Origin of the sequence: Marinitoga sp. 1135 (assembly GCF_013363245.1) — a bacterium.
Lineage (GTDB): Bacteria > Thermotogota > Thermotogae > Petrotogales > Petrotogaceae > Marinitoga > Marinitoga piezophila.
Genome location: NZ_LBEZ01000020.1, coordinates 90,624 through 114,038 on the forward strand (window position 1 = coordinate 90,624; position 23,415 = coordinate 114,038).

Here is a 23,415-nt window from a genome sequence, read left to right on the forward strand (position 1 = left end):
ACAATTAAGTATTATAATTATATCATGAGTTGTAAAAGGAGGTATTAACATTGAATAAAGAATTAACTCCACCCCATAGTCAGGAAGCAGAAGAGGCGCTTTTAGGTAGTATTTTTCTTGACCCGCAAATATTACCGGATATTCTGGAAGAAATACGTTCACATGATTTTTATAATCAACAACATCAAATTATATTTAAAATTATAGAGGATTTATTTGATAGAGGATTGCCTGTTGATGCAATTTCTGTTATGGAAAGTTTAAGAAATGCAAATTTGCTTGAAAGAGCAGGTGGAGAAGATAAACTTATTTATCTGGCTGAAGTTGTTCCAACACCTGCAAATGCTTTATATTATGCAAAAATCGTAAAGGATAAGTCATTATTAAGAAGCCTTATAACTGCAAGTTCAGAAATAGTTGAAGCAACAAAAACAATTGGTGAAGCGGAAGAAATTCTTGATTTTGCAGAAAAAAAGATATTTGAAATAGCGGAATCACGAGCAACGAGAACATATGATTCAGTTCCGAACATAATTCACGATGTTTTTGAAAAACTTGATGAATTAAAAAAACGTGCTTCAGTTGAACCAAATGCTCTCGTTACAGGTCTACCTACAGGGTTCATTTCTTTAGATCGCCTTACCTCGGGATTTCATAAATCTGATTTAATCATTATCGCAGCTCGTCCATCAATGGGTAAAACAACATTTGCATTAAATGTGGCAAGTAATCTTGCAATAAAATATAAAATCCCAATAGCAATGTTTAACCTTGAAATGTCAAAAGAACAGCTTGTGCAAAGAATATTATGTGCTGAAGCACATGTGGATTTACAAAAAGTTAGAACAGGTATGTTAAACAATGAAGATTGGAATAAATTGGTTAATGCCGCACATAAATTATCCCAATCAAAAATAGTGGTTGATGATGAGCCGGGGCTTGATCCAAGAACATTAAGAGCAAAAGCAAGAAGAATGAAAAGAGAATATGGAATAGAAGCAATCTTTATAGATTATCTTCAATTGATGTCATCTAAATCAAGAAGTGGTGAAAGCAGGCAACAGGAAATTTCGGAAATTTCACGTTCATTGAAATTGCTGGCAAGAGAATTAAATGTAGTTATAGTTGCTCTTTCTCAGCTTTCAAGAGCAGTAGAGCAGAGAGAAGATAAAAGACCGCGTTTAAGTGATTTAAGGGAATCAGGGGCTATAGAGCAGGATGCCGATATGGTAATGTTTTTATACAGAGATGCATATTATAAAAGAAAGAAGGATAATAAAAAAGAGAATCAGGATGATAATGGAGAAAATCTTATATTAAATCACCCACATGAATCAGAGTTAATTATAGGAAAACAGAGAAATGGTCCAGTTGGGACAATAAAATTAATGTTCGATCCAAAAATAACATTATTTTATGAAAAAGATAATTTACATAACGAACCGTATTAGGAGGAAAGAAAATGGTAAAAAATATACAAAAAAAGGTTATACAGTTAATTGAAAAAAAACCTTTATTACAGAAAGAGATATATGCCAAGTTAAAGGCTAAAACAAAGGAAGAAAGAAAAAAGGTAAGAGATGCGTTAAAAGAAATGATGGATAACGGAGAAATCTACAAAAATTCTAAAAACAAATATTGTTTACCAGGAAAAAATATGAAAATAGGAATTATAGAATTTACAAGAAGAGGAAGTATGGCATTTGTAACCATAAAAGGTGGAGAAGAAATAGCCATAACTCTTGAAAATGCTAAAGACGCAATGCATAAAGATACAGTATTGGTGGAAATAATTGGAACATGGCGAGACTTGCCAAAAGGAAAAGTTGTAAGAGTATTAAAAAGAGGAATGAAAAAGGTTGTAGGAATATTTGAAAAGAAAAAATTATTTGGTTTTATTATTCCTATAGATCAAAAAATAAACACAGATTTTTATGTAGCTCCTGAAAACTTTAATGATGCTAAACCGGGACAGGTTGTAGAAGCTGAAATAATAAAATATGGTGGTAAAAATCCTGAGGTAAAGATAACAAAAATAATAGGTGACACAAATGATCCAAAAGTAGATTTACCAATAGTCATTATAAAACACGAGCTTCCTGAGCCTGGAGTATTTCCAAAAAATGTAATGAATGAAGCTTTAAAGATACCAAATACAGTACAGGATAAGGATTTAAAAGGTAGAAAAGATTTTAGAGATGAAATTATCTTTACAATAGATGGAGATACTGCAAAAGACTTTGATGATGCAGTTCAAATAAAGAAATTAGATAATGGAAATTATTTATTAGGTGTTCATATTGCTGATGTTTCTCATTATGTAAAGGAAAATTCCAACCTTGACAAAGAAGCATTTAAAAGAGGAACAAGTGTTTATTTAATAGATACTGTAATTCCAATGTTGCCTCATGAACTTTCAGATTGGATATGTTCTCTTGTTGAAAATGAAGATAGACTCACCATGTCATTGCTTATGGAAATAGATAAAAATGGTGATGTTGTAGATTTTAATGTATATAACGGAGTTATCAGGAGTAAAAAAAGGCTTACATATAGCAAAGTAAATAAACTATTATCAAATGAAGCAGATGAGGAACTTGAAAAGGAAATAGGCTGGTTGAGACCACAATTAGAAATGATGAAAGAATTAATGGAGATAATCAGGGAAAACAGGAGAAGAAGAGGAGCTATTCTTGATATTGAAGGTGGAGAAGTAAAATTTATATTTGATGAAAATGGCAACGTAAAGGATATAATTCCTGTTGAAAGAGGCATTTCAGAAGTAATAATTGAAGAATTTATGATTAAAGCTAATGAAACTATAGCCTCTATATTTGATTCGCAGGGATTGCCGTTTATATATAGAATTCACGAAGAACCTGATCCGGATATGCTTTTACAACTAAAAAATTATCTTGAAATTATAGGTTTGAGATACAGATTTCCAAAGAATATACATCCAAAATTATTACAGGATTTATTGGAACATCTTAAAGATCATCCATTGAAAAAAAGTATACAGAAATTATTGGTTCGCTCTTTAAAAAGAGCAGTATATTCAGATTTAAATGTAGGACACTTTGGTCTTGCATCTGAAAATTATACGCATTTTACATCACCAATAAGAAGATATCCTGATTTGATTGTACATAGATTATTGAAAAAATATCTAAAAGGAAAAGGAACGCTTTCAAAAAAAGATATAGAGAAATATACAGAAAAGCTTCCTGAAATAGCTTCTCACAGTTCAAAAAGAGAAAGAGTAGCAAATGAAGCGGAATGGGATCTTGCGGATATGAAAAAGGTAGAGTATATTTTAGACCATATGAATGAAATCTTTGAAGTATACATAACTAATGTAACCAAATTTGGTTTGTTTGTGGAAATACCGGATAAATTTATACAGGGTCTTGTTCATGTATCCTCTATGGATGATTATTATGTTTATAATGAAAAATTAAATGTTCTTGTTGGAGACAGAAAAAAGAAAGTCTATAAATTAGGAGATAAAATAAAGGTAAGGGTAAAAAATGCAAATAAATTAACAGCGGAAATAGATTTTGAAATAGTTGATAAAACAGATGAAGAAATGGAAAAAGAATTAAAAGGGAAATATCCAAATGCAAAGATAAAAGTAAAAAGAAAAAAGAAGAAAAATAAAAAGTAATAATAAAAAAGAGAGCCGCACGGCAGACGTTACCGTTGCGGCGGCCCCTATACCCCCCTAGGTATTTTTTTCATTACATATTATACCATAAAAATACAAAAAAGTAACACTTCTATACGGTAAAATGAAAAATTGTAACAAAAAACATGGGGTTAATAATAAATACATATTTCAAAGAAAGGTATCTAACGAACCTGCTGCAGAATAAAATAAAAGGGGGATATCCCCCTTTTATTTTATATATTATGGTATATCAATTATTAAAAGATATAAATTTTCATGATTTGTATTATTTTTTATATTTTCAAAAAAAGAATAATCGTCTATATGCTCAAAATCTCTACCATCATGAAAGACAAGCTTCCATTCTTCGGGATAAGCATAACTCCCTCTTTCATATCTTTCAAGATTTTCCTTTAAAGTATTAAAAATAAAATCATCTTCAGGAACCTTTCCTTCAAAACGCTTAATCATATTTTCAGATGCATTGTATAAACCTTTATATAAAGAAATTAATTCCTGGACGGTATCTTCAAATAATTTGCTTTCACTTGCATATGAAATACATGAAGATACATTATGATCACCATATCTTCCAGCGTATTTAGAAGCTTTTTTAATAGCATCTTCTTCAGAGTCTGCAATAACAATAAGACTATAAGTATACATCCAATCCCTCCTTAATATTTATAAAAAAGCGGGGTAGAAATCCCCGCTTTTATTATATCATAACCATTCTCTTTCAAAATATCTTGTATGTAATAATTTATGTGATTTTTCACTGAGAGGTTTTTCAAGGAATTCATCGTATAATTTTTTAATAGATGGATTTTCATGTGATTTTCTAATAGGTTTGCTTTTATCGATTTTATTAATAGCTTCAATTCTCTTTTTGATGATATTAAAGTCTCCGTGATGATAAGGTTGTCCTCCACCACCAACACATCCGCCAGGACATGCCATTACTTCAATAAGGTGAAGATCTAATTTACCTTCTCTAATATCTTCTAATAATTTTCTTACATTACCCAATCCATGAGCAACACCAATTCTAATTTTTTGACCTTTAATATCAACTTCAGCAATTCTTACTCCTTCATAACCTCTTAATGCTTCAAATTCAACCTCTTTTAACTCTTCTCCTGTAATCCATTCATAAGCAGTTCTTAATGCTGCTTCTGCAACACCACCTGTTCTTCCAAAAATATCAGCAGCACCTGTTGACTCGCCTAATGGATTATCGTATTCACCTTCGGGTAAATTCTGGAAGTTAATACCTGATTCTCTGATCATATCTGCCAATTCTCTTGTAGTAATTACATAATCAACATCTTTATAACCTGAATCTCTCATTTCTTCCCTGTTTGCTTCATATTTTTTAGCAAGACATGGCATAACTGAAACTACAACTATATCCTTTGGATCAATTCCTGCTTTTTGTGCATAATATGTTTTTGCTATTGCACCAAACATTTGCTGAGGTGATTTAGCACTTGATGGCATTTCTAATAAATCAGGGAACTGATGTTCTAAGAATTTAACCCAGCCTGGACAACAACTTGTAAGCATAGGCATATATCCACCATTTTCAAGTCTTTCTTTAAATTCAGAAGCTTCTTCCATTATAGTTAAATCAGCACTAAAATTAGTATCAAATACTTTATCAAAACCTAAAACCTTTAATGCAGAAACAAGTTTCCCTGTTGAAATTGTTCCAGGTTCATAACCAAATTCTTCACCAAGAGCAACCCTTACTGCAGGAGCTGTTTGAACTACAACATGTTTTGTTGGATCCTCAATTACATCCCAGACCTGATCAATATATGATTTTTCAACAAGAGCTCCTGTTGGACATACTGCAACACATTGACCACAGAAAGTACATGCGGTATTTTCCAAATTCCAGTCAAAAGTTGGTTTCACAACAGCATCAAATCCTCTATTAACTGCTGATAATACACCAACTGTCTGGAATTCATTACATACAGTTTCACATCTTCTACACATAATACATTTATTTGGATCTCTTATAATAGCAGCTGATTCGTCAATTCTGTGAGTTGACATCTTACCCATAAAAGGATTTGAAACAATATTTAATTCGTGAGCAAGGCTCTGTAATTCACAGTCACCATTTTTAGGACATTTTAAACAATCCTGAGGATGATCTGATAATAAAAGTTGAACAGCAGTTCTTCTTGCCTGAATAGCTCTTCTTGAATGTGTTTTAACAACCATTCCATCAAAAACTGGAGTAGCACATGCTGGAGCAAGGTTTCTTCTTCCTTCTACTTCAACCATACAAACCCTACATGAGGCAGGTTTATTTTCAATTCCTATATCTTCAAGTTTCATATAACATAATGTTGGAACATATGCACCTATTGAATTAATAGCATCTAAAACTGTATAATTTTCAGGAACTTCAACCTCTTTACAATTTATAGTAATTTTTGGCATATTGCATCCTCCTTCCTTATATCTTTTCTATAGCGCCGAATCTACATGTTGCATAACAGGCGCCGCATTTAATACATTTTTCCTGATCTATTTCATGTGGTTTCTTAATTTCACCACTAATTGCATTTACAGGACAAACTCTCGCACATGCTGTACATCCCACACATTTATCCTTATCAATTACATATGTAATTAAATTCTTACATACTCCAGCTGGACATGTTTTATCAAGAACATGTGCTTCATATTCATCTCTGAAATAATGCAGAGTGGATAATATTGGATTAGGTGATGTTTGACCTAAACCACATAATGCAGAATCTTTTATAGTTTTTCCTAAAGTTTCAAGTGTATTTAAATCTTCTATTGTTGCTCTACCAGAAGTAATCTTTTCTAATATTTCAAGTAATCTTACGTTACCTATTCTACATGGAGTACATTTACCACATGATTCTTCAACGGAGAATTCAAGATAGAACTTTGCAACATCAGGCATACATGTATTTTCGTCCATAACAATCATACCACCTGAACCCATCATAGAACCCAATGCAGTTAATGTATCAAAATCAATTGGAGTATCGAGATATGCTTCAGGAATACATCCTCCTGATGGTCCACCTGTTTGAACAGCTTTAAATTTCTTGTTATCTCTAATTCCACCACCAATATCAAAAATAACCTCTCTTAATGTTGTACCCATTGGAACTTCAACAAGTCCAACATTGTTAACCTTACCTGCTAGTGCAAAAACCTTTGTTCCAGGAGATTTTTCTGTTCCAAGACTTCTAAACCATTTTGCACCCTTTAAAATAATAGGAGCAATATTTGCAAGTGTTTCAACATTATTTATAATAGTTGGTTTGCCCCATAAACCTTTTTGGGCAGGGAAAGGAGGTTTTGTTCTTGGTTCTCCTCTGTATCCTTCAATTGAAGCTAATAAAGCAGTTTCTTCACCACAAACAAAAGCTCCAGCACCAAGTCTTATTTCGAGATCAAATGAAAAATCAGTTCCTAAAATATTTTCACCCAATAGTCCATATTCTCTTGCCTGATTAATAGCATTTTGAAGTCTTTTAACTGCAAGTGGATATTCTGCTCTTATGTAAATATATCCCTGATTTGCTCCTATTGCGTAACCTGCAATAGCCATTCCTTCAATAACTGAATGTGGATCACCTTCTAAAACGGATCTATCCATAAATGCTCCCGGGTCACCTTCGTCTGCATTACATACAACATACTTTACATCGCTTTTTGCTTTTTGGGCAAATCCCCATTTTAATCCTGTTGGGAATCCTCCTCCACCTCTTCCTCTAAGACCGGATTCTCTAACTTCTTCAACAACTTCTTCTGGAGTCATTGATAATGCTTTTGCTAAAGCCTGATAACCATCATTTGCAATATATTCATCAATATCATCAGGATCAATTAAACCGGCGTTTCTTAAAGCAACCCTGATTTGTTTTTTATAAAATGGCATTTTCTTTGATTCGTCGATTTTTTCCTTTTCTGTAGGTTCCACGTATAACAATCTTTCAACTTTTCTACCTTTTATAATATGTTCATTAACCAATTCTTCTGCATCTTCCGGTGTAACTCTAACATAAAATGTATTATCAGGTAAGAACTTTACAATAGGTCCCTGTTCACAGAATCCAAAACAACCTGTTCTAACAACCTGAACATCATTTTCAAGATTTTTTTCCTTTATAATCTTTTCAAGATTATCCTTTATAAGTTCACTTTTAGAAGATGTACAACCTGTACCTCCACAGATTAATATGTGATATTTATATGATGGCATTATATTCCCTCCTTACTCGTTAATGGATTTGTGTGTTTCTCCTATTATTGAATCCTGAAGCAATTCTCCGTTTAATATATGTTTTTCAATTAATTCAACAGCTCTTTCTTCGTTGATTTTTCCATATAATATAGGTTCCTTTCCCGGTTCAGAAACTTCAACAGTAGGTTCTGCATGACAATACCCCATACAACCAGTTTGAATAATTCTAATATTATCAAGTCCTTTTTCCTCAACAATTTCAACCAATTTGTTAAATGTTTCTTTTGCACCAGCTGCAATTCCGCATGTTCCCATTGCAACCTTTAAAGTTATTATATTGTCTTTATCAGCAATTTTTCTTAAATTCAATTTATTTTTTGCAGCTTCCTTCTGTTTTAATAAATCTTCAAGGCTTTTAATTTTAGGCATATATTTCCCTCCTTAACCTCTTTCACGGTATTCTTTTATTAATTTCTTTACATCGTTTTTCGTTAATCTTCCATGAACTTCGTCACCAATCATAACAACTGGTGCAAGACCACATGCTCCTACACATCTAACAGCATGAAGACTGAATAATCCATCTTCTGTTGTTTCGTTTTCTTTAATGCCTAATTGTTTTTTAAATTCTTCTAAAATATCTCCTGATCCTCTAACATAACATGCTGTTCCTAAACATACACTTATAGGATATTTTCCCTTTGGTTTCATTGAAAAAAAGTTATAAAACGTTACTACTCCATAAACATCAGAAGCATGAACGTCTAATTTTTTAGCGATTAATTTTTGAACCTCAATTGGTAAATAACCAATTATTTCCTGTGCTCTATGTAGCACATGGATTAGATAACTTCTCTTTGTAACTTTGTCCTTCCCTTCGAGTTCCAGAGAGTCAATATATTCTTCTACTTCTTTTAACTTACTTTCAAGTTCTACGGACATTCCGTTCCCTCCTCAAGATAAAGTTTTTATTTATATGTTTTATGAATATATATAAACTTTATAGCTATTTTTTTCACAAATTATATTTAAGTTATAGTTAAAAATAATTAAATTCTGACTAAAATTATCTTATATTATTATTTTTTTCACAATCCGGAGTTAAGATGGAGAAATAAATATCTTCAACTATATTATAAAATAATTTGATTTAATTTACAGGCAATTTTATTACATTAGCAAAACGAAAGTGTTAAATAAATGTTTTTCTATTTGTGAAATGTTAAATCATGATTAATGAATATCGAATAAAAGATTTAGAAACATGTGTAATTTACAAGAAAGTAATCATTATATATAATATACTCAATATATACAAATGGTATATATAACCTGTTATTTTGTATGGTTGAAGAAGATAAAATAATATAAAAAACTTTTTTAATTTAATAGCAATTAAAAGATGTTATAATAAACAATACAAAAAACAAATTTAAGGAGGGGTATAAATGCCTATTAATTATGGAAATGATACAGGTAAGGGTTTTTATAAAGAAGAAGATTTAAGAATATTTTTAAAAGCAGTTGAAAGTTCGATTATTAAGGCTCCTGTAAAAAATGAAGGCAGGGTTTTAATAAGTGATTTATGGGTAATTTCATCATTGCCAAAGGATTTGATTATAGAGGTTATTGAAACATATAAAGAAGAATTAACTGTACCAGAGGATATAAAAGAGATTTTTGATGATCGGGCAAATAAAATATTATGGAAAAAGGAAGAATAATTAGAATTTTAATTATAATCACGATTAATTGAAAATAAAAAGGAATAAACGCTTATAATAATGCTTGAAATTTTTTTCAAGAAGGAGTATCATACAAATAGAAATTAGCACTCGGATAACTTGACTGCTAAAAAAATAAAAAATATGGACAAGGAGGGTGATTGGTGTGAAAGTAAAACCACTTGGTAACAGATTATTAATAAAACCTGTTATTGAAGAAAAGAAAACAGAAGGCGGTATAGTATTACCAGATACAGCAAAAGAAAAACCAATGAGAGCAGAAGTTGTTGCTATTGGAACTATTGACGATGATGTTGAAATAAACGTAGGTGATCACGTAGTATTTGCTAAATATTCAGGAACAGAAATAAAAATTGACGATGAAGACTATATTATAATCGACGTAGATGATATTTTAGCAAAATATGAAGACTAAGGAGGTGTTGTGAAATGGCAAAGGTAATGTTATTCTCAGAAGAAGCAAGAAGAGCATTAGAAAGAGGAGTTAATAAGGTAGCAGATGCTGTTAAAATAACTTTAGGACCAAAAGGTAGAAATGTTGTATTGGAAAAGAGCTGGGGTTCACCAACAATTACAAATGATGGTGTATCAATTGCAAAAGAAATCGAATTAAAAGATAAATTTGAAAACTTAGGTGCACAGTTAGTAAAAGAAGTAGCTTCAAAAACAAATGATGTGGCTGGTGACGGTACAACAACAGCAACAGTATTGGCACAGGCTATGATAAGAGAAGGATTGAAAAATGTAGCTGCTGGTGCTAATCCAATGTTAATGAAAAATGGAATTCAGAAAGCAGCAGAAAAAGCTGTTGAAGAAATCAAGAACATGAGCAAAAAATTATCAAGTAAAGAAGATATTGCACATGTTGCATCAATTTCAGCAAACAACGAACAGATAGGTAACTTAATTGCAGATGCAATGGACAAAGTTGGCGAAGATGGTGTAATCACAGTTGAAGATTCAAAAACAATGGAAACATTTGTAGATTTCACAGAAGGTATGCAATTTGATAGAGGATATATTTCACCATACTTTGTAACAGATACAGAAAAAATGGAAGCAATAATGAAAGAACCATATATCTTGATTACAGATAAAAAGATTTCAACAGTAAAGCCATTAATTCCTGTATTAGAAAAAGTTGCACAGGCTGGAAAACCATTAGTAATTATTGCAGAAGATGTTGAAGGTGAAGCATTATCAACATTAGTATTAAACAAATTAAGAGGAACATTAGAATCAGTTGCAGTTAAAGCACCTGGTTTTGGTGACAGAAGAAAAGCAATGTTACAGGATATAGCTATCTTAACAGGTGGCGTTGTAATCAGTGAAGAAGTTGGATTAACATTGGAAAATGTAACATTAAACGACCTTGGTAGAGCAGATATGGTAAAAGTAAGAAAAGATGACACAATTATCGTTGGTGGAAAAGGTGACGAAGAAAACATCAAAGAAAGAATTAAACAGATAAAAGCACAAATTGAAAATACAACTTCAGAATATGAAAAAGAAACATTACAGGAAAGACTTGCTAAAATGGCTGGGGGAGTTGCAGTTATTAAAGTTGGTGCTGCAACAGAAACAGAATTAAAAGAAAAGAAACACAGAATTGAAGATGCATTATCAGCTACAAGAGCAGCAGTAGAAGAAGGTATAGTTCCTGGTGGTGGAGTAACATTATTAAGAGCTAAAAAAGCTATTGAACCATTATTAGAAGAATTAGAAGGAGACGAAAAAATCGGTGCAAAAGTTGTATATGAAGCATTAGAAGCACCAATTAGACAAATTGCTAAAAATGCTGGAGTAGATGGAGCAATAATCATCGATAGAGTATTGGCAAAAGACGAAGTAGCTTACGGTTATGATGCATTAAATGATGAATTTGTAGATATGTTCGATAAAGGAATTATCGACCCAGCAAAAGTTACAAGAAGTGCAGTACAAAATGCAGCATCAATTGCTTCAATGCTCTTAACAACAGAAGTATTAGTAGTTGATGAACCAAAAGAAGAAAAAGCACCAGAAATGCCAGATATGCCAGCATATTAATAAATAAATAAAACTGCCCCGAATTTCGGGGCAGTTTTTTTATAAAAAAATATATCAATATTTATATTTTATTAATTAGAAACAAAAAATATAGGTTAATAAGTGTATTCTGATATTAATAATAAAATACGCCAGGAATAATAAAATGATAATCATACGCATACTCGTGCATACTCATGCATACTCATGCATACTTATAAAATAATATAATAAATGACCATGAGTATTATTTTTGATTTAATAAGTTTATTTTTATTCCTTTTTGGGATTTTGAGTTAATTATAATTAATTGTATAATAAGCTGGGCAAAGGAGGTGTGTTATGTTAGAAAATATTGAAAAATTAATATCTGCAAACAAAAGTGATTTTATTCACGACTTGGAGGAGGTTATAAAAATTCCAAGTGTAAATGAAGAAGAATCAGAAGAATTTCCTTTTGGAAAAAATATTGATAATGTATTGAAAAAAACACTTGAAATTTGTGAAAGAATGGGGTTTAAAACATTTTATAATCCTTATTATGGATATGCGGAAATTGGAGAAGGAAAAGAATTAATAGGTGTTCTGGGGCATCTTGATGTAGTGCCGGCTGGTGATTTAAATAACTGGGAAACAGATCCATTTTCTCTTGAAATAAAAGATGGTATATTATATGGTCGTGGAGTTCAGGATGACAAAGGTCCTATGCTGGCTGCAATTTACGCTGTTAAGATTTTAAAGAATATGGGTTATGAATTTAAGAAGAGAATAAGATTTATTTTTGGTACCGATGAAGAATTGTTATGGAGAGGTATTGAAAAATATAAAGAAAAAGAAGAAATTCCAACAATATCCTTTACTCCTGATTCGCAATTTCCTTTAGTATATGCTGAAAAAGGTTTATTACAACTTAAAATATCTGGAAATGAAAAATGTGATTTAAATATATCCGGTGGAAGCGCTTTAAATGCAGTTCCAGATGAAATGGAATATTCTGGCAAAGATCAGGAAAAATTACAAAATGAACTCGAAGATGCAGGATATGAATATACTGTAAAAAATGGAAAATTAGTTGTATTAGGAAAATCTGCTCATGCCAAAGATACAGAAAAAGGGGTTAATGCTATCATAAGATTAATTATAACATTAAATAAAATAGGTTATAGATCAAATATGATAGATTTTATTGTCAATGAAGTTGGTGAAGATCCATATGCAACGAAGATTTTTGGTGAATGTAAAGATGAAGATTCTGGATATTTAAAGTTTAATATTGGAAAGATAGAATTTAAAGGAAATAAACAGGAAATAGGCGTTGATATAAGAATTCCCGTTACAGTAGAAAAAGAATTTGTAATGGAAAAATTAAAGGAAAAAGCACAGAAATATAATTTAATAATTGAAGAAATTGATTGGTTAGCACCTGTATATTTTTCAAAAGAGCACTTTTTGTATCAGATTCTTTTAAATACATATAGAGAAGAAACAGGAGATTATAAATCATTGCCAATATCCTCAGGTGGTGCAACATATGCAAGAGCGTTAAAAAATTGTATAGCCTTTGGTGCGACATTTCCAGATTCCGCTAAAACTGAGCATCAGCCAAATGAAAGTATTAAATTAGATGATTTACTCAAAGCAATAAAAATATATGCAAAAGCAATATATAAAATTTGTGAGGAGGTATAAAATGGAAAGAAAAAAGGGTTTTAAAATGCCAACTGCTTATACGATTTTATTCTCCATTATCGTTATTGTAGCAATATTTACATGGATTATTCCAGCAGGGCAATATGATTATGTTGATCCAAACGCATCAAAGCCACAACCTATTCCTGGAACGTATCATAGAATAGAACAGAATCCTCAGGGATTATGGGAAATCTTTAATGCACCTATTAAGGGTTTTTATGATGCTGTTGATATTGCGTTATTTGTTATTGTAATAGGTGGCTTTTTGTCTGTAGTAATGAAAACAGGTGCTATTGATGCTGGAATTGCAAGTGTACTGAAAAAATTAAATGGAAGAGAAAAGCTGTTAATACCAATATTAATGGTATTATTTGGTCTTGGAGGAACAACATATGGAATGGCAGAAGAAACAATAGCCTTTTATCCTTTAATTATACCGGTATTTATTGCAGCGGGTTTTGATGCTTTAACAGCTGTTGCGACAATAGCCTTGGGAGCTGGGCTTGGTGTTCTCGGTTCAACTGTTAACCCTTTTGCTACAGGAATAGCTTCCGGCTTTGCCAATATTTCTATTGGAGATGGTATAGGATTAAGGTTGATTATTTTAATAGCTTCTGAAATTATAGGAATTATATATGTAATGAGATATGCGGATAAGGTAAAAAAAGATCCAACAAAATCATTAGTATATCATTTAAAAGAAGAGCATGAAGAACATTTCAATAATGAAAATACAAATCTTGAAGTTGAATTAACAAAGGAAAGAAAAAAGGTATTATGGATATTTGGGTTAACATTTATTGTAATGGTATTGGGTGTAATTCCTTGGGCATGGAAATTTGATATCCATATATTTGAAAACTTTAATAACTTTTTAATGAATATACCTGTTTTGGGAAAAATAATAGGACATCCTATACCATTGGGTGACTGGTGGTTTGGAGAAATTACAATGTTATTCTTTGTAGCAAGTTTAATTATTGCAAGGATTTATAAAATGAGTGAAAGCGAATACATAGATATTTTTGTAAGTGGCGCAAGGGATTTATTGGGTGTTGCATTAATTATAGGTGTTTCAAGAGGTATTACAGTTGTTATGAATGATGGTGGAATGACAGCAACTATATTGCATTGGGGAGAAGAAACACTTGCTAAACTTGGTTCTGTAGCATTTGTAAATATTGCATATTTATTCTATTTACCTATGTCATTCCTTGTTCCATCAACTTCAGGTCTTGCAACATTAACAATGCCAATTATGGCACCATTAGCAGATTTTGCCGGTGTTGGAAGAGATCTTGTTATAACAGCGTATCAATCAGCATCAGGAGTTATAAATCTATTTACTCCAACAAGTGCTGTAATAATGGGTGCATTGGCTATAGCAAAGGTTCCATATGAAATATACTTCAAATTTGTATGGAAGTTACTTATAATAGTTTCATTAGTGGTAATGGCAGCATTAACAATAGCTGTATATATATAATGATATTTAATATATAGAGTTAAAGTAGAAAAATCACACACGAATTTATTTTCGTGTGTGATTTTTTTGTATATTTGTTTTAAAAAAGGAAAAAATTTGATATACTATACTTTGAGAATAATAAAGGAGGAATGGATTATGCCAGAAGAAGAAAATGTAAAAAAGCCAAGTAGATTTAAGAGATTATTCGGTTTATTTTTTTGGTCAATATTTATAACAGGTATTGTAATCACAATAATATATATAAATTTTGAATTTGGAAGATTAAAAACATTAAATTTAAGTATAAAGGAAGACTGGAAAAGTTTTGTAGCATATATGCTACAAAAAGTGCCTGTATTAAAAGATAAAGTAAAATATGAATATTTAGATGTAGGAAATGCATACGTTATCCAAGAAAAATTACTTGAAGATAGAATGAAAGAAATAGATATAAAAAATGAAAAATTAAAATCACAAATTGAAGAGTTGAATAAATTATCAGTTCAACTTAGCAATGAAGCAAGTGAACTTGCTATTGCAAAACAAAAGCTGGAAGAAGAAAAAAAGAAATTTGAAAAAGAAAAGGAAATGTTTGAAGATTATAAATATAGAATAAAAAAATTATCCGAATGGTTCGCCTCCTCTACACCATCTCAAATAGCGTTAGCGCTTTCCAGAGATGAAGTAAGCATAGATTTAATAGTCAATGCGTTATTAATGCTGCCTTCTGATACAGCAGCAGAAATAGTGCAAGCATTAGCACAGGTAAATCCAACAAAAGCTGCAAATGTTATTTCAAAGATAGGGGAGGTGAAAAGTCAATAGGAGGGAAAAAATGATATCCGGTCTTCCTTTATTATTCTCGATAAAAAAAGAGAAAAAGGCATTATTCGCCAATGAAAATAATGAAATAAAATCCGCAAATAAAACTTTCTACAAACTATTTGTGGAAAATAAAAATTCTTCATTAAATCACGCTTCAAAAATAAATTCTTTCGTTAAAAAAGAAGCTTTCCGGGATAATGAAAAATCCAGGATTCTTAAATCATTAAATATAAAAAAGATAAATATAAAAAAAATAAATGGCTATGAAACTGGAAATAGCCATTTAAAGTCTTTTGCCATAAAGAAGGTTAAATTAACAAAACTGGAGAAAAGCTTAAAAAATGACAATTTGAAAATAGAAAATAAAGAAAATGTTGATTATAAGAAGATAATAGAAATACTGAAAAGTGTAGAAGAAAATATAAAATATTTAAAGATAGAACCAGAAAAAATAAATAAAAAAGCTTTAATAGAGATAAAAAAAGAAATAGATAATATAAAAAAAGCAATATTTTCTTTAGAAAAAAAGACTGAAGATAAAAGTGGATTAAATGAAAAGTTAAAACAGATAGTAGAAATATTTGAAAAAGATATAAAAAATATAGAAAACTCAAAGCAAATAAGAAAAATATATATAAAGGATTCTGATTTAATAAAATTTTCAGAGAATAAAGAAACTCAGAAATTCAGCAGAGAGATTAATATAAAAAAGGAAGAATTAAAAAGTGACAATAAGAGTGATAATAAACTGGAAGTAATAAATAAATCAATTGAAATGTTAAAAAATAAAATTGATGAACTGGATAAATTATCAGAAAAAATGAACAAAGTGATTGTTGAAAACAAGAGTAATAATTTAATAAATAAGAAAGAAAGTAAAATAAACGAAGCAAATAAAGAAAAATTAATTAAGGAATTAAAGCAAATACACAAAAAATTACAAAATATGAATTCAAAAGAAGACAAAAATGAAATTAATGAAGTAAAAAGAATTATAGTTGCTTTAATAAATAAAATATCTGATAGAAACAAATCCAATGAAATTAAAGAAATAAAAAACGAGTTAAGCAAAGCATTGGAAAAAATAAAACTAATAAATATTGAAATTGAAAATAAGAAATCAGAGATAATAGAAAGTAAGAAGATAGAGGTAATTAATAATAATGAATTTAATGAAAATCAGATAAAAGATAAAATAAGAAAAATTTTAATAAAATCAGATTTGAAATTAACTGAAATCAATAAAGGAAATCCTGATACCAAACACAAAGAAAAAATAATGAAAATAGCAGAGGAAATAATTAATACAGTAGAATCTTATACTAAAACAAAAATATCAAATAAAGATGAAATCAAAGAGAAAGTTTATAAAAAAATTAAAGAATCTGGGATAAATAATCTTAATATCAATAAATTAAATGAAGATAATGAAAAGCTTTTAGAAAGCTTAATAAATCTCTTTGATTTTCATAAAGTGAAAAAAGAAATAAAAAATCCAGAAATAAAGAAAATAATAAATGAAACCGCTGGAAAAATATTTAATATATTAAAAAATAATCATAATATAAAATATGAAGATAAAAACATAAAAAAAATAGAATATTTAATATTAGAAGCGGTAAAAAATAACAAAGAAAATTCAGAAGAAAAGGAAACGGCAAAGATAATTACCGAAAGTATAATTAAAGAATTAAACATAAATCCATTCCAGAAAAATGAAGGTAAAACTAAAGACTTAAAAATAAAAATTGAAAAAGAAATTGAATCCATGATAAAAAAGATAAATAAACAAATAAAAGAAGGCGATGTCAAAGAGCTCAATATAGATAAAAAAACAACAGAAAATCATAATGAAAAATTAAATCTTACAAAAGAAGATGTAAAAAAGGTTATAAGATTTATATTATCTTATAAAGAAAAAGATGAAATATTATCCAAAGATACCAGAGAAGAAATAAAGGAAATAAAGAAAATAATTATAGATAATCAGAATAAAAAAGGTGAATCACCAATTGGACAAAAAAAAGAAAAAGATCTTAGTAATATTACTCGAAGAGAGAATAATTTAAATGAACTACAAAATAAAATAGAAAAATTAATAAAAGATATTTTTCATGATGTTGAACAATCTAAATTAACTCCTGAAACATATCCAGAAGAACTTAAAAAATTAATAAAAGATATTCAAAAAGTTTTCTTTAAATTGCCTGAAAAAAATGAAAAAATCAAATCCTCTCATAATATAAATAATATAAAAAGAGAAAATGGAGGAAAGATAGAAAAGCGTATAAACAACAAAATAGATCAAAATAATAAAAACAATGAGTTTGAAAGGATACGTATAAATAGAAGAAATAATACTGAAAAGTTCAAATATCTGGAAAATAAAGAAGTGGATAATGCGGAATTTATTAAAAATGAAAAAGTTCCAGAAATCTTAAAGGCTAAATCTGTAAAATACAAAAAATTAAAAAATACGTTGAATCTAAAAAAAGGTAATAATTATAAAGTTTCAATAAAAAATACCTTTGATAGTAACCAGAAAGTATTGCAGATAAAAGATAAAAATATCAATATAAAAATATTAATTAATAACAATAAACAGGCCGTAGCATTATTAAAAAGTATAGAATTAAACAAAGCTCATATAAAAAAACCACAGAATAATATAGACGTAAATCTATTAAAACACAAAATACAGACTTTTATGGAAAATAACAAAAAACATGTTGAAAAAATATATTCTTCAGAAAAATCAGAAGGATATATATTAAAAAACAATATCTCCGGAAATAATATCAAGGATTTAAAAGGAGTATTATCGAAAAATAAAATGGATTATACATTAGTTAAAAATTATAAAGACATAAAAGTTCTGATTAAATACAGTAAAGAAGGAATAGATGAAGCAAGGGAAATACTAAAAACAGTAGAAAATATTAAGATAAAGAAAAATAACAAAATATCCTATATACCAGAAAATAAAATAGAAAATTTTAGAAATTTAAAAAGGGATAAAAAAGTAGAATTAAAATCTCCAATATTTGAGAAAAAAGTGGAATATTTGCATCCGCATTTGTTAAAACAAACATCAGCGCAGGAAACAAGGCAGTTAACAAACAATAATGTTCCAAAAACAATTACAATAAATGAATTACAAAATCGTATAGTTAATACAATAAAGAAAATAGAAAATGTTCCAAAATACTTTGAAAAAACTGTAGTAAAAGTTAATCCACCAGATCTTGGAGAAGTTGAAATAAAAATAATAAAATCAATGAAAAATTTATCCCTTGATATTACAGTTGAAAATGACAGATACGGAAGAGAAATTGAAAAACGGCTTGAAAATGTTATACAGGTATTTAAGGAAAATTATGAAAAAATGGAATTAAATATAAAGACAGATCAGAGAAATGAGCAAAATCAGGATAATTCTCAAAATCAGCAAAGAGAAAATAATCAAAAAGAGAATTTATATAAAGAAAATGACAGCGAAAATGAAAAAAAGAGAAAAGATAAAAGAAATACATTCTGGGAATTTTTGAGAGGTGATCTAAATGATCAATAATGTTGATCCAGCAGCAAGTTTAGTATTTTCACAGTATTCAAAGCCTAAAAGTTCAGAACCCAAAAAAGAACTGGATAAAGATGCGTTTTTAAAGATTTTAATGACACAGTTAAAGTATCAGGATCCAACCAATACAATGAACGATAGAGAATTTATCTCGCAAATGTCTGAACTGTCAATGACAGAACAAATAATGAATATGAGTGAATCGTTTCAGGATATGGTTAACTCCCAAATGAGTTTATTTAAAGTACAAACGTCCAATTTAATAGGTAAAAATGTTGTGGTAGAAAACAATAAAATAAATCTTGTTAATGGATTTTCTGATGCAATAATTTATAATCTTGAAGAACCAACCAAGGTATTTGTGGATATTTATGATGAAAATGACAATCTTGTTTTTACAAAGAGTTTGGGTATTCAGGAAGAAGGAATGAAAACATTTAACTGGGATGGAAGAAATACAGATGGTTCTCAGGTTGCAGATGGAACATACAAGTATGACGTATATACGTACAAAGATGGGAAAAAGGTAAAAATCGGAGGTTTAGATGGAGGAAAGGTAGATGCAGTACAATTTGAAGACAATCAGTTTTATGTTTTGGTAAATGGAAGAAAGTATAGCACAGACAAAATAGTGGAAATATCAGAAATATAAAAATAAAATAAATTTGGGAGGAGATTATATGTTAAGAGCAATGTTTAGTGGTCAGAGTGGATTGAAAAACTTTCAGACACAATTAGACGTTATAGGTAATAATATCTCCAATGTAAACACCGTTGGTTATAAAACTTCAAGAGTAACATTTCAGAATACACTTTCACAAACATTATCTGAAAGTAGAGGAGCAAGTGGACAATTTGGTGGAATAAATCCTACACAGGTTGGATTGGGATCAAAAATAGCATCAATAGATAAAATAATGACACAGGGGTCACTTCAGAATACAGGAAATAAAACAGATATGGCAATAAAAGGAGATGGATTTTTTGTATTATCAGATGGATTAACAAAATACTTTTCAAGAGCAGGTAACTTTACATTAGATTCAGAAGGGCATTTTGTAAATCCATCAAGTGGTATGAAATTACAGGGATGGAATGCAAAAATAACAGAAACAGGAAAAAGATATATAGATTCCAATGAACCTATTCAGGATATAACAATTTCTCCAAATCTTGTTATGGAAGCAAGAGAAACAACATTCCTTAATTTAGCGGACAATTTAAATTCTGATGTTGGAATAAAAGAAACAACAATGACAATAAAATCCTCATCAGGTGATGTTGTTCCGGTAAAATTTACCTTTGAAAGAATAATGTCAGAACAATATAAAGATAGAATTGTATATAGATGGCATGCTCAAAGTATAGATCCAGATAAAAACTATACATTACTTGGAGGAAGTAATTACGGTGAAGTTGAACTTGATGAAGTTGGTAATGTATTAAGATGGTCTAACTATCCAGGACATGTTGTTAGAGCCAATGCAACAAATGATTTTAACTCCTCATATCCTGCAGATTCAAGAATAGATATAGGTAAAAATGGAATAGATTGGCCATTAAGAGCATATGGAGATATTTCTGTAACAGATTCTAACGGTAATCCTGTTACATTAAGTTCTCAGGATTCAACAAGAGATAGCAGACCTGATATAGCGATATATAGAGATGCAACAAATCCAAATCAGGTAACAATCCAGGTTACAGATTCTGGAGGAACACAATATACAGGAACAATTTCTACAGACGGAACATTTTATGATTTAAACAGAAATTTTGCACAGGGAGTTACTCTTACCGATAGTGGAGGTAATGAAATAACATTAAAAAATCTTATTTTAGATTCAGGTGTTTCAGAATCAGTTGCATTATTACCAGTAGGTTCTACAAACGCATTATCCATAGAATTATATCAATCTTCATCTGATGATGCCACTGAGTGGGGACTTGATGGTATATACATGACAGATACAAAAGGAGAATTAATTCCAAAATATCAGGATGAAGATAATAGATTACAATTAACAGATGGTACAAATACAAGGAATGTGAAATTCTTAGGCGGTATTTCATTAAAAGACAGTCAGAACAATGAAGTATATTATGATCCAAGGGATATATCATTTAGTGTAGATAATAATGGAAATGTAACTATAACATTAAAAGTGGAAGAAAGTGGTTCATTAAAAACAGTAACCTTTACAGATGCAGATGGAGATAGCGCATCAGCAGATACAGTTGAAGAATTTAATGCAAAAATGGAAAGTGGATGGAAATCAACAGATGGAAAATACACAATAGCTGGATTATCAGTAATAGAAGCAAATGCTACAGACACATTTGTTGCAACAACCGGAAACACAGCAGGTGAAACATCAGAAGATGGAACAGTTAGATATATTGCAGCAAGAAAAATAATTCAAACTCCAGTTTCAGGTGAATTAAGATTAATAGATACAGAAAATTCTCAGAATTATAAAATAGCAGAATACGAAAATCCAAATGTGGTTATTTCAACAAAAATATATGATTCACTTGGAAATGATTACGATATAAATATAAAATACACAAAAATTGCTGACAACACATGGTACTGGAAAGCAGAAACAGTAGACGGACAGCCATTATACAAAATAACAGAAGATGGTACAACAACATCTGACCCTGCAGAAGGTGTTATAGCCTTTGATGGAAAAGGTCAATATTTAAGTTCAAGATGGAGATTGGATTCAGTTGGATATGTTGATTATGACACATCAGATGGAAACAATGGAGCTATTGGATTCTGGTTTGATCCTGCAAGCACAGGTGAATCTCCAAATGAAAGGGTTGCACCATCATCAGTTGCAGCGGCTGGACCTGTAAAAGTATCTTTAAACATGTATGATTTAACACAATTTGCAGCACCAAATTCAGTAAACATTGCAGATCAGGATGGAAATGCAAAAGGCGTATTGCAGAATTTCACAATTAATGATTTAGGTGAAGTGTTGGGAATATTCTCAAATGGAAAATCAGATTTAATTGCTCAGGTAGCTGTTGCTAAATTCACCAATCCTGGAGGATTGCTTGATGTAGGTAACTCAATGTTTATGCAAAGTGATAACAGTGGAATTGCCAAAATAGGATCTTTTGGTGAGGAAGGTGCAGGAACTCTTGTATCAGGAGCGTTAGAAATGTCAAATGTTGATTTATCAGAAGAATTTACAAAAATGATTACAGCCCAGAGAGGATTCCAGGCAGCAGCAAGGGTAATAACAACATCAGATCAGATTTTAACAGAGCTTGTTAACCTCAAGAGATAATGAGGTGATTTAATTGATAAAAGTAACTAATCTTGGAGGTAAAGAGTTTTATATAAATCCTGATATGATAGAAAAGATAGAGTCCCGTCCAGATACAACAATAATTTTAAACAATGGTCATATCTATATAGTAAAAGAAGATGTAAAAAAAATAATAGAAGAAATAATAAACTTTAAAAGCAGGATATTTTCCGGGACATACTCAAGGGGTGATTAGATGGATCTCTCAAGTTTAATAGGATTGGGTTTGGCTTTTGTTGCTATATTAATTGGTGGTGGATCAGGATTAGGACAATTATGGGATACAAACTCCTTCTTTATTACAGTTATTGGTTCTATTGGGGGTATGATGATTGCCGCGCCAAAAGATATCTCCTTTAAAATAGTTAGTGCAATAATGATGGGAATAAAAGAACCAAAAATGGATATGGTCGAAATTTTAAAAACATTATATTCATTTGCAGAAAAAGCAAGAAGAGAAGGTTTAATATCCCTTGAAGCAGATCTTGAAGGCCTTGATAACGAATTTATGAAAGAAGGTTTAAGGGCTGCAGTTGATGGTACTGATCCAGAAGAAATAAGGAAAATCCTTGAAATAAAAATGGAGTTATTTGAAGCGGAACAAAGTAAATGGTCGGGTATCCTAAACACATGGGGTACATTAGCTCCAGCATACGGAATGATTGGAACGCTGATAGGTCTCGTTTTGATGCTTGGTAGTTTGAACGATCCATCTACTATAGGTCCTAAAATGGCTATTGCTCTTATTACAACGTTATACGGTGCTCTTGTTGCAAATATATTCTCTTTGCCAATAGCAGAAAAAATAGGAAGAAGAACATCAATACAGGTAAATCTT

At 30.2% G+C, this 23,415-nt stretch carries 18 protein-coding genes; 13 read left to right on the forward strand and 5 right to left on the reverse strand.

Features of this window, described 5'->3' with window-relative positions:
* Positions 1–50: 50 nt before the first annotated feature.
* Together dnaB and rnr are read left to right on the forward strand one after the other, a co-directional pair.
* On the forward strand, positions 51–1,451 hold the full coding sequence (gene dnaB, locus XO10_RS09410; RefSeq protein ID WP_014297341.1) for a replicative DNA helicase: 1,401 nt from the start codon (positions 51–53) through the stop codon (positions 1,449–1,451).
* A gap of 11 nt (positions 1,452–1,462) precedes the next feature.
* Positions 1,463–3,667: a ribonuclease R gene (gene rnr, locus XO10_RS09415; protein ID WP_175421432.1), complete on the forward strand. Its 2,205-nt coding sequence runs from the start codon at positions 1,463–1,465 to the stop codon at positions 3,665–3,667.
* Positions 3,668–3,910: 243 nt separating this feature from the next.
* On the opposite strand, the gene XO10_RS09420 is transcribed toward rnr, so the two are convergent.
* From XO10_RS09420 to XO10_RS09440, 5 genes are read right to left on the reverse strand one after another with little or no spacing between them, the layout of a single operon-like run.
* Positions 3,911–4,336, reverse strand: coding sequence for a hypothetical protein (locus XO10_RS09420; protein WP_014297344.1), 426 nt, complete (start codon positions 4,334–4,336; stop codon positions 3,911–3,913).
* Positions 4,337–4,393: 57 nt separating this feature from the next.
* The gene (locus XO10_RS09425; protein ID WP_175421433.1) at positions 4,394–6,127 is read right to left on the reverse strand and encodes an NADH-dependent [FeFe] hydrogenase, group A6; all 1,734 of its coding nucleotides are present in this window, start codon (positions 6,125–6,127) and stop codon (positions 4,394–4,396) included.
* Between the two features lie 16 nt (positions 6,128–6,143).
* Positions 6,144–7,934 (reverse strand): NADH-quinone oxidoreductase subunit NuoF, encoded by a 1,791-nt coding sequence (nuoF, locus tag XO10_RS09430; RefSeq protein WP_014297346.1) that lies wholly within the window; start codon positions 7,932–7,934, stop codon positions 6,144–6,146.
* 12 nt (positions 7,935–7,946) lie between these two features.
* On the reverse strand, positions 7,947–8,345 hold the full coding sequence (locus tag XO10_RS09435) for a ferredoxin (RefSeq protein WP_014297347.1): 399 nt from the start codon (positions 8,343–8,345) through the stop codon (positions 7,947–7,949).
* A gap of 12 nt (positions 8,346–8,357) precedes the next feature.
* A complete protein-coding gene (locus XO10_RS09440; protein WP_014297348.1) occupies positions 8,358–8,858 on the reverse strand; it encodes an NAD(P)H-dependent oxidoreductase subunit E in 501 nt (166 codons plus the stop codon).
* A 506-nt stretch (positions 8,859–9,364) separates the two neighbouring features.
* On the opposite strand from XO10_RS09440, the gene XO10_RS09445 reads away from it, so the two are divergent.
* From XO10_RS09445 to XO10_RS09495, 11 genes are all read left to right on the forward strand, one after another.
* Positions 9,365–9,640, forward strand: coding sequence for a hypothetical protein (locus tag XO10_RS09445; RefSeq protein ID WP_014297349.1), 276 nt, complete (start codon positions 9,365–9,367; stop codon positions 9,638–9,640).
* A 166-nt stretch (positions 9,641–9,806) separates the two neighbouring features.
* Positions 9,807–10,076, forward strand: a complete 270-nt coding sequence (groES, locus tag XO10_RS09450; protein WP_014297350.1) for a co-chaperone GroES — start codon at positions 9,807–9,809, stop codon at positions 10,074–10,076.
* 14 nt (positions 10,077–10,090) lie between these two features.
* Complete coding sequence (groL, locus tag XO10_RS09455; RefSeq protein ID WP_014297351.1) at positions 10,091–11,710, forward strand: chaperonin GroEL; 1,620 nt, start codon at positions 10,091–10,093, stop codon at positions 11,708–11,710.
* Between the two features lie 321 nt (positions 11,711–12,031).
* The gene (locus XO10_RS09460) at positions 12,032–13,378 is read left to right on the forward strand and encodes a M20 family metallopeptidase (RefSeq protein ID WP_075780746.1); all 1,347 of its coding nucleotides are present in this window, start codon (positions 12,032–12,034) and stop codon (positions 13,376–13,378) included.
* A gap of 1 nt (position 13,379) precedes the next feature.
* Entirely contained in the window at positions 13,380–14,867 is a 1,488-nt protein-coding gene (locus tag XO10_RS09465) for a YfcC family protein (RefSeq protein WP_014297353.1), read from the forward strand.
* Positions 14,868–15,005: 138 nt separating this feature from the next.
* The gene (locus XO10_RS09470) at positions 15,006–15,674 is read left to right on the forward strand and encodes a hypothetical protein (protein ID WP_014297354.1); all 669 of its coding nucleotides are present in this window, start codon (positions 15,006–15,008) and stop codon (positions 15,672–15,674) included.
* A 10-nt stretch (positions 15,675–15,684) separates the two neighbouring features.
* Positions 15,685–19,245 carry a hypothetical protein gene (locus XO10_RS09475; protein WP_175421434.1) on the forward strand — a complete coding sequence of 1,187 codons (3,561 nt, stop codon included), beginning with the start codon at positions 15,685–15,687 and terminating at the stop codon, positions 19,243–19,245.
* Entirely contained in the window at positions 19,235–19,903 is a 669-nt protein-coding gene (locus XO10_RS09480; protein ID WP_014297356.1) for a flagellar hook assembly protein FlgD, read from the forward strand. The genes XO10_RS09475 and XO10_RS09480 overlap by 11 nt, the downstream gene beginning before the upstream one ends.
* 28 nt (positions 19,904–19,931) lie before the next feature.
* A complete protein-coding gene (locus XO10_RS09485) occupies positions 19,932–22,556 on the forward strand; it encodes a flagellar hook-basal body complex protein (RefSeq protein ID WP_014297357.1) in 2,625 nt (874 codons plus the stop codon).
* Between the two features lie 13 nt (positions 22,557–22,569).
* Positions 22,570–22,773, forward strand: coding sequence for a flagellar FlbD family protein (locus XO10_RS09490; RefSeq protein WP_014297358.1), 204 nt, complete (start codon positions 22,570–22,572; stop codon positions 22,771–22,773).
* On the forward strand, positions 22,774–23,415 hold a 642-nt coding region (locus XO10_RS09495), incomplete at its 3' end, for a motility protein A (RefSeq protein WP_175418532.1).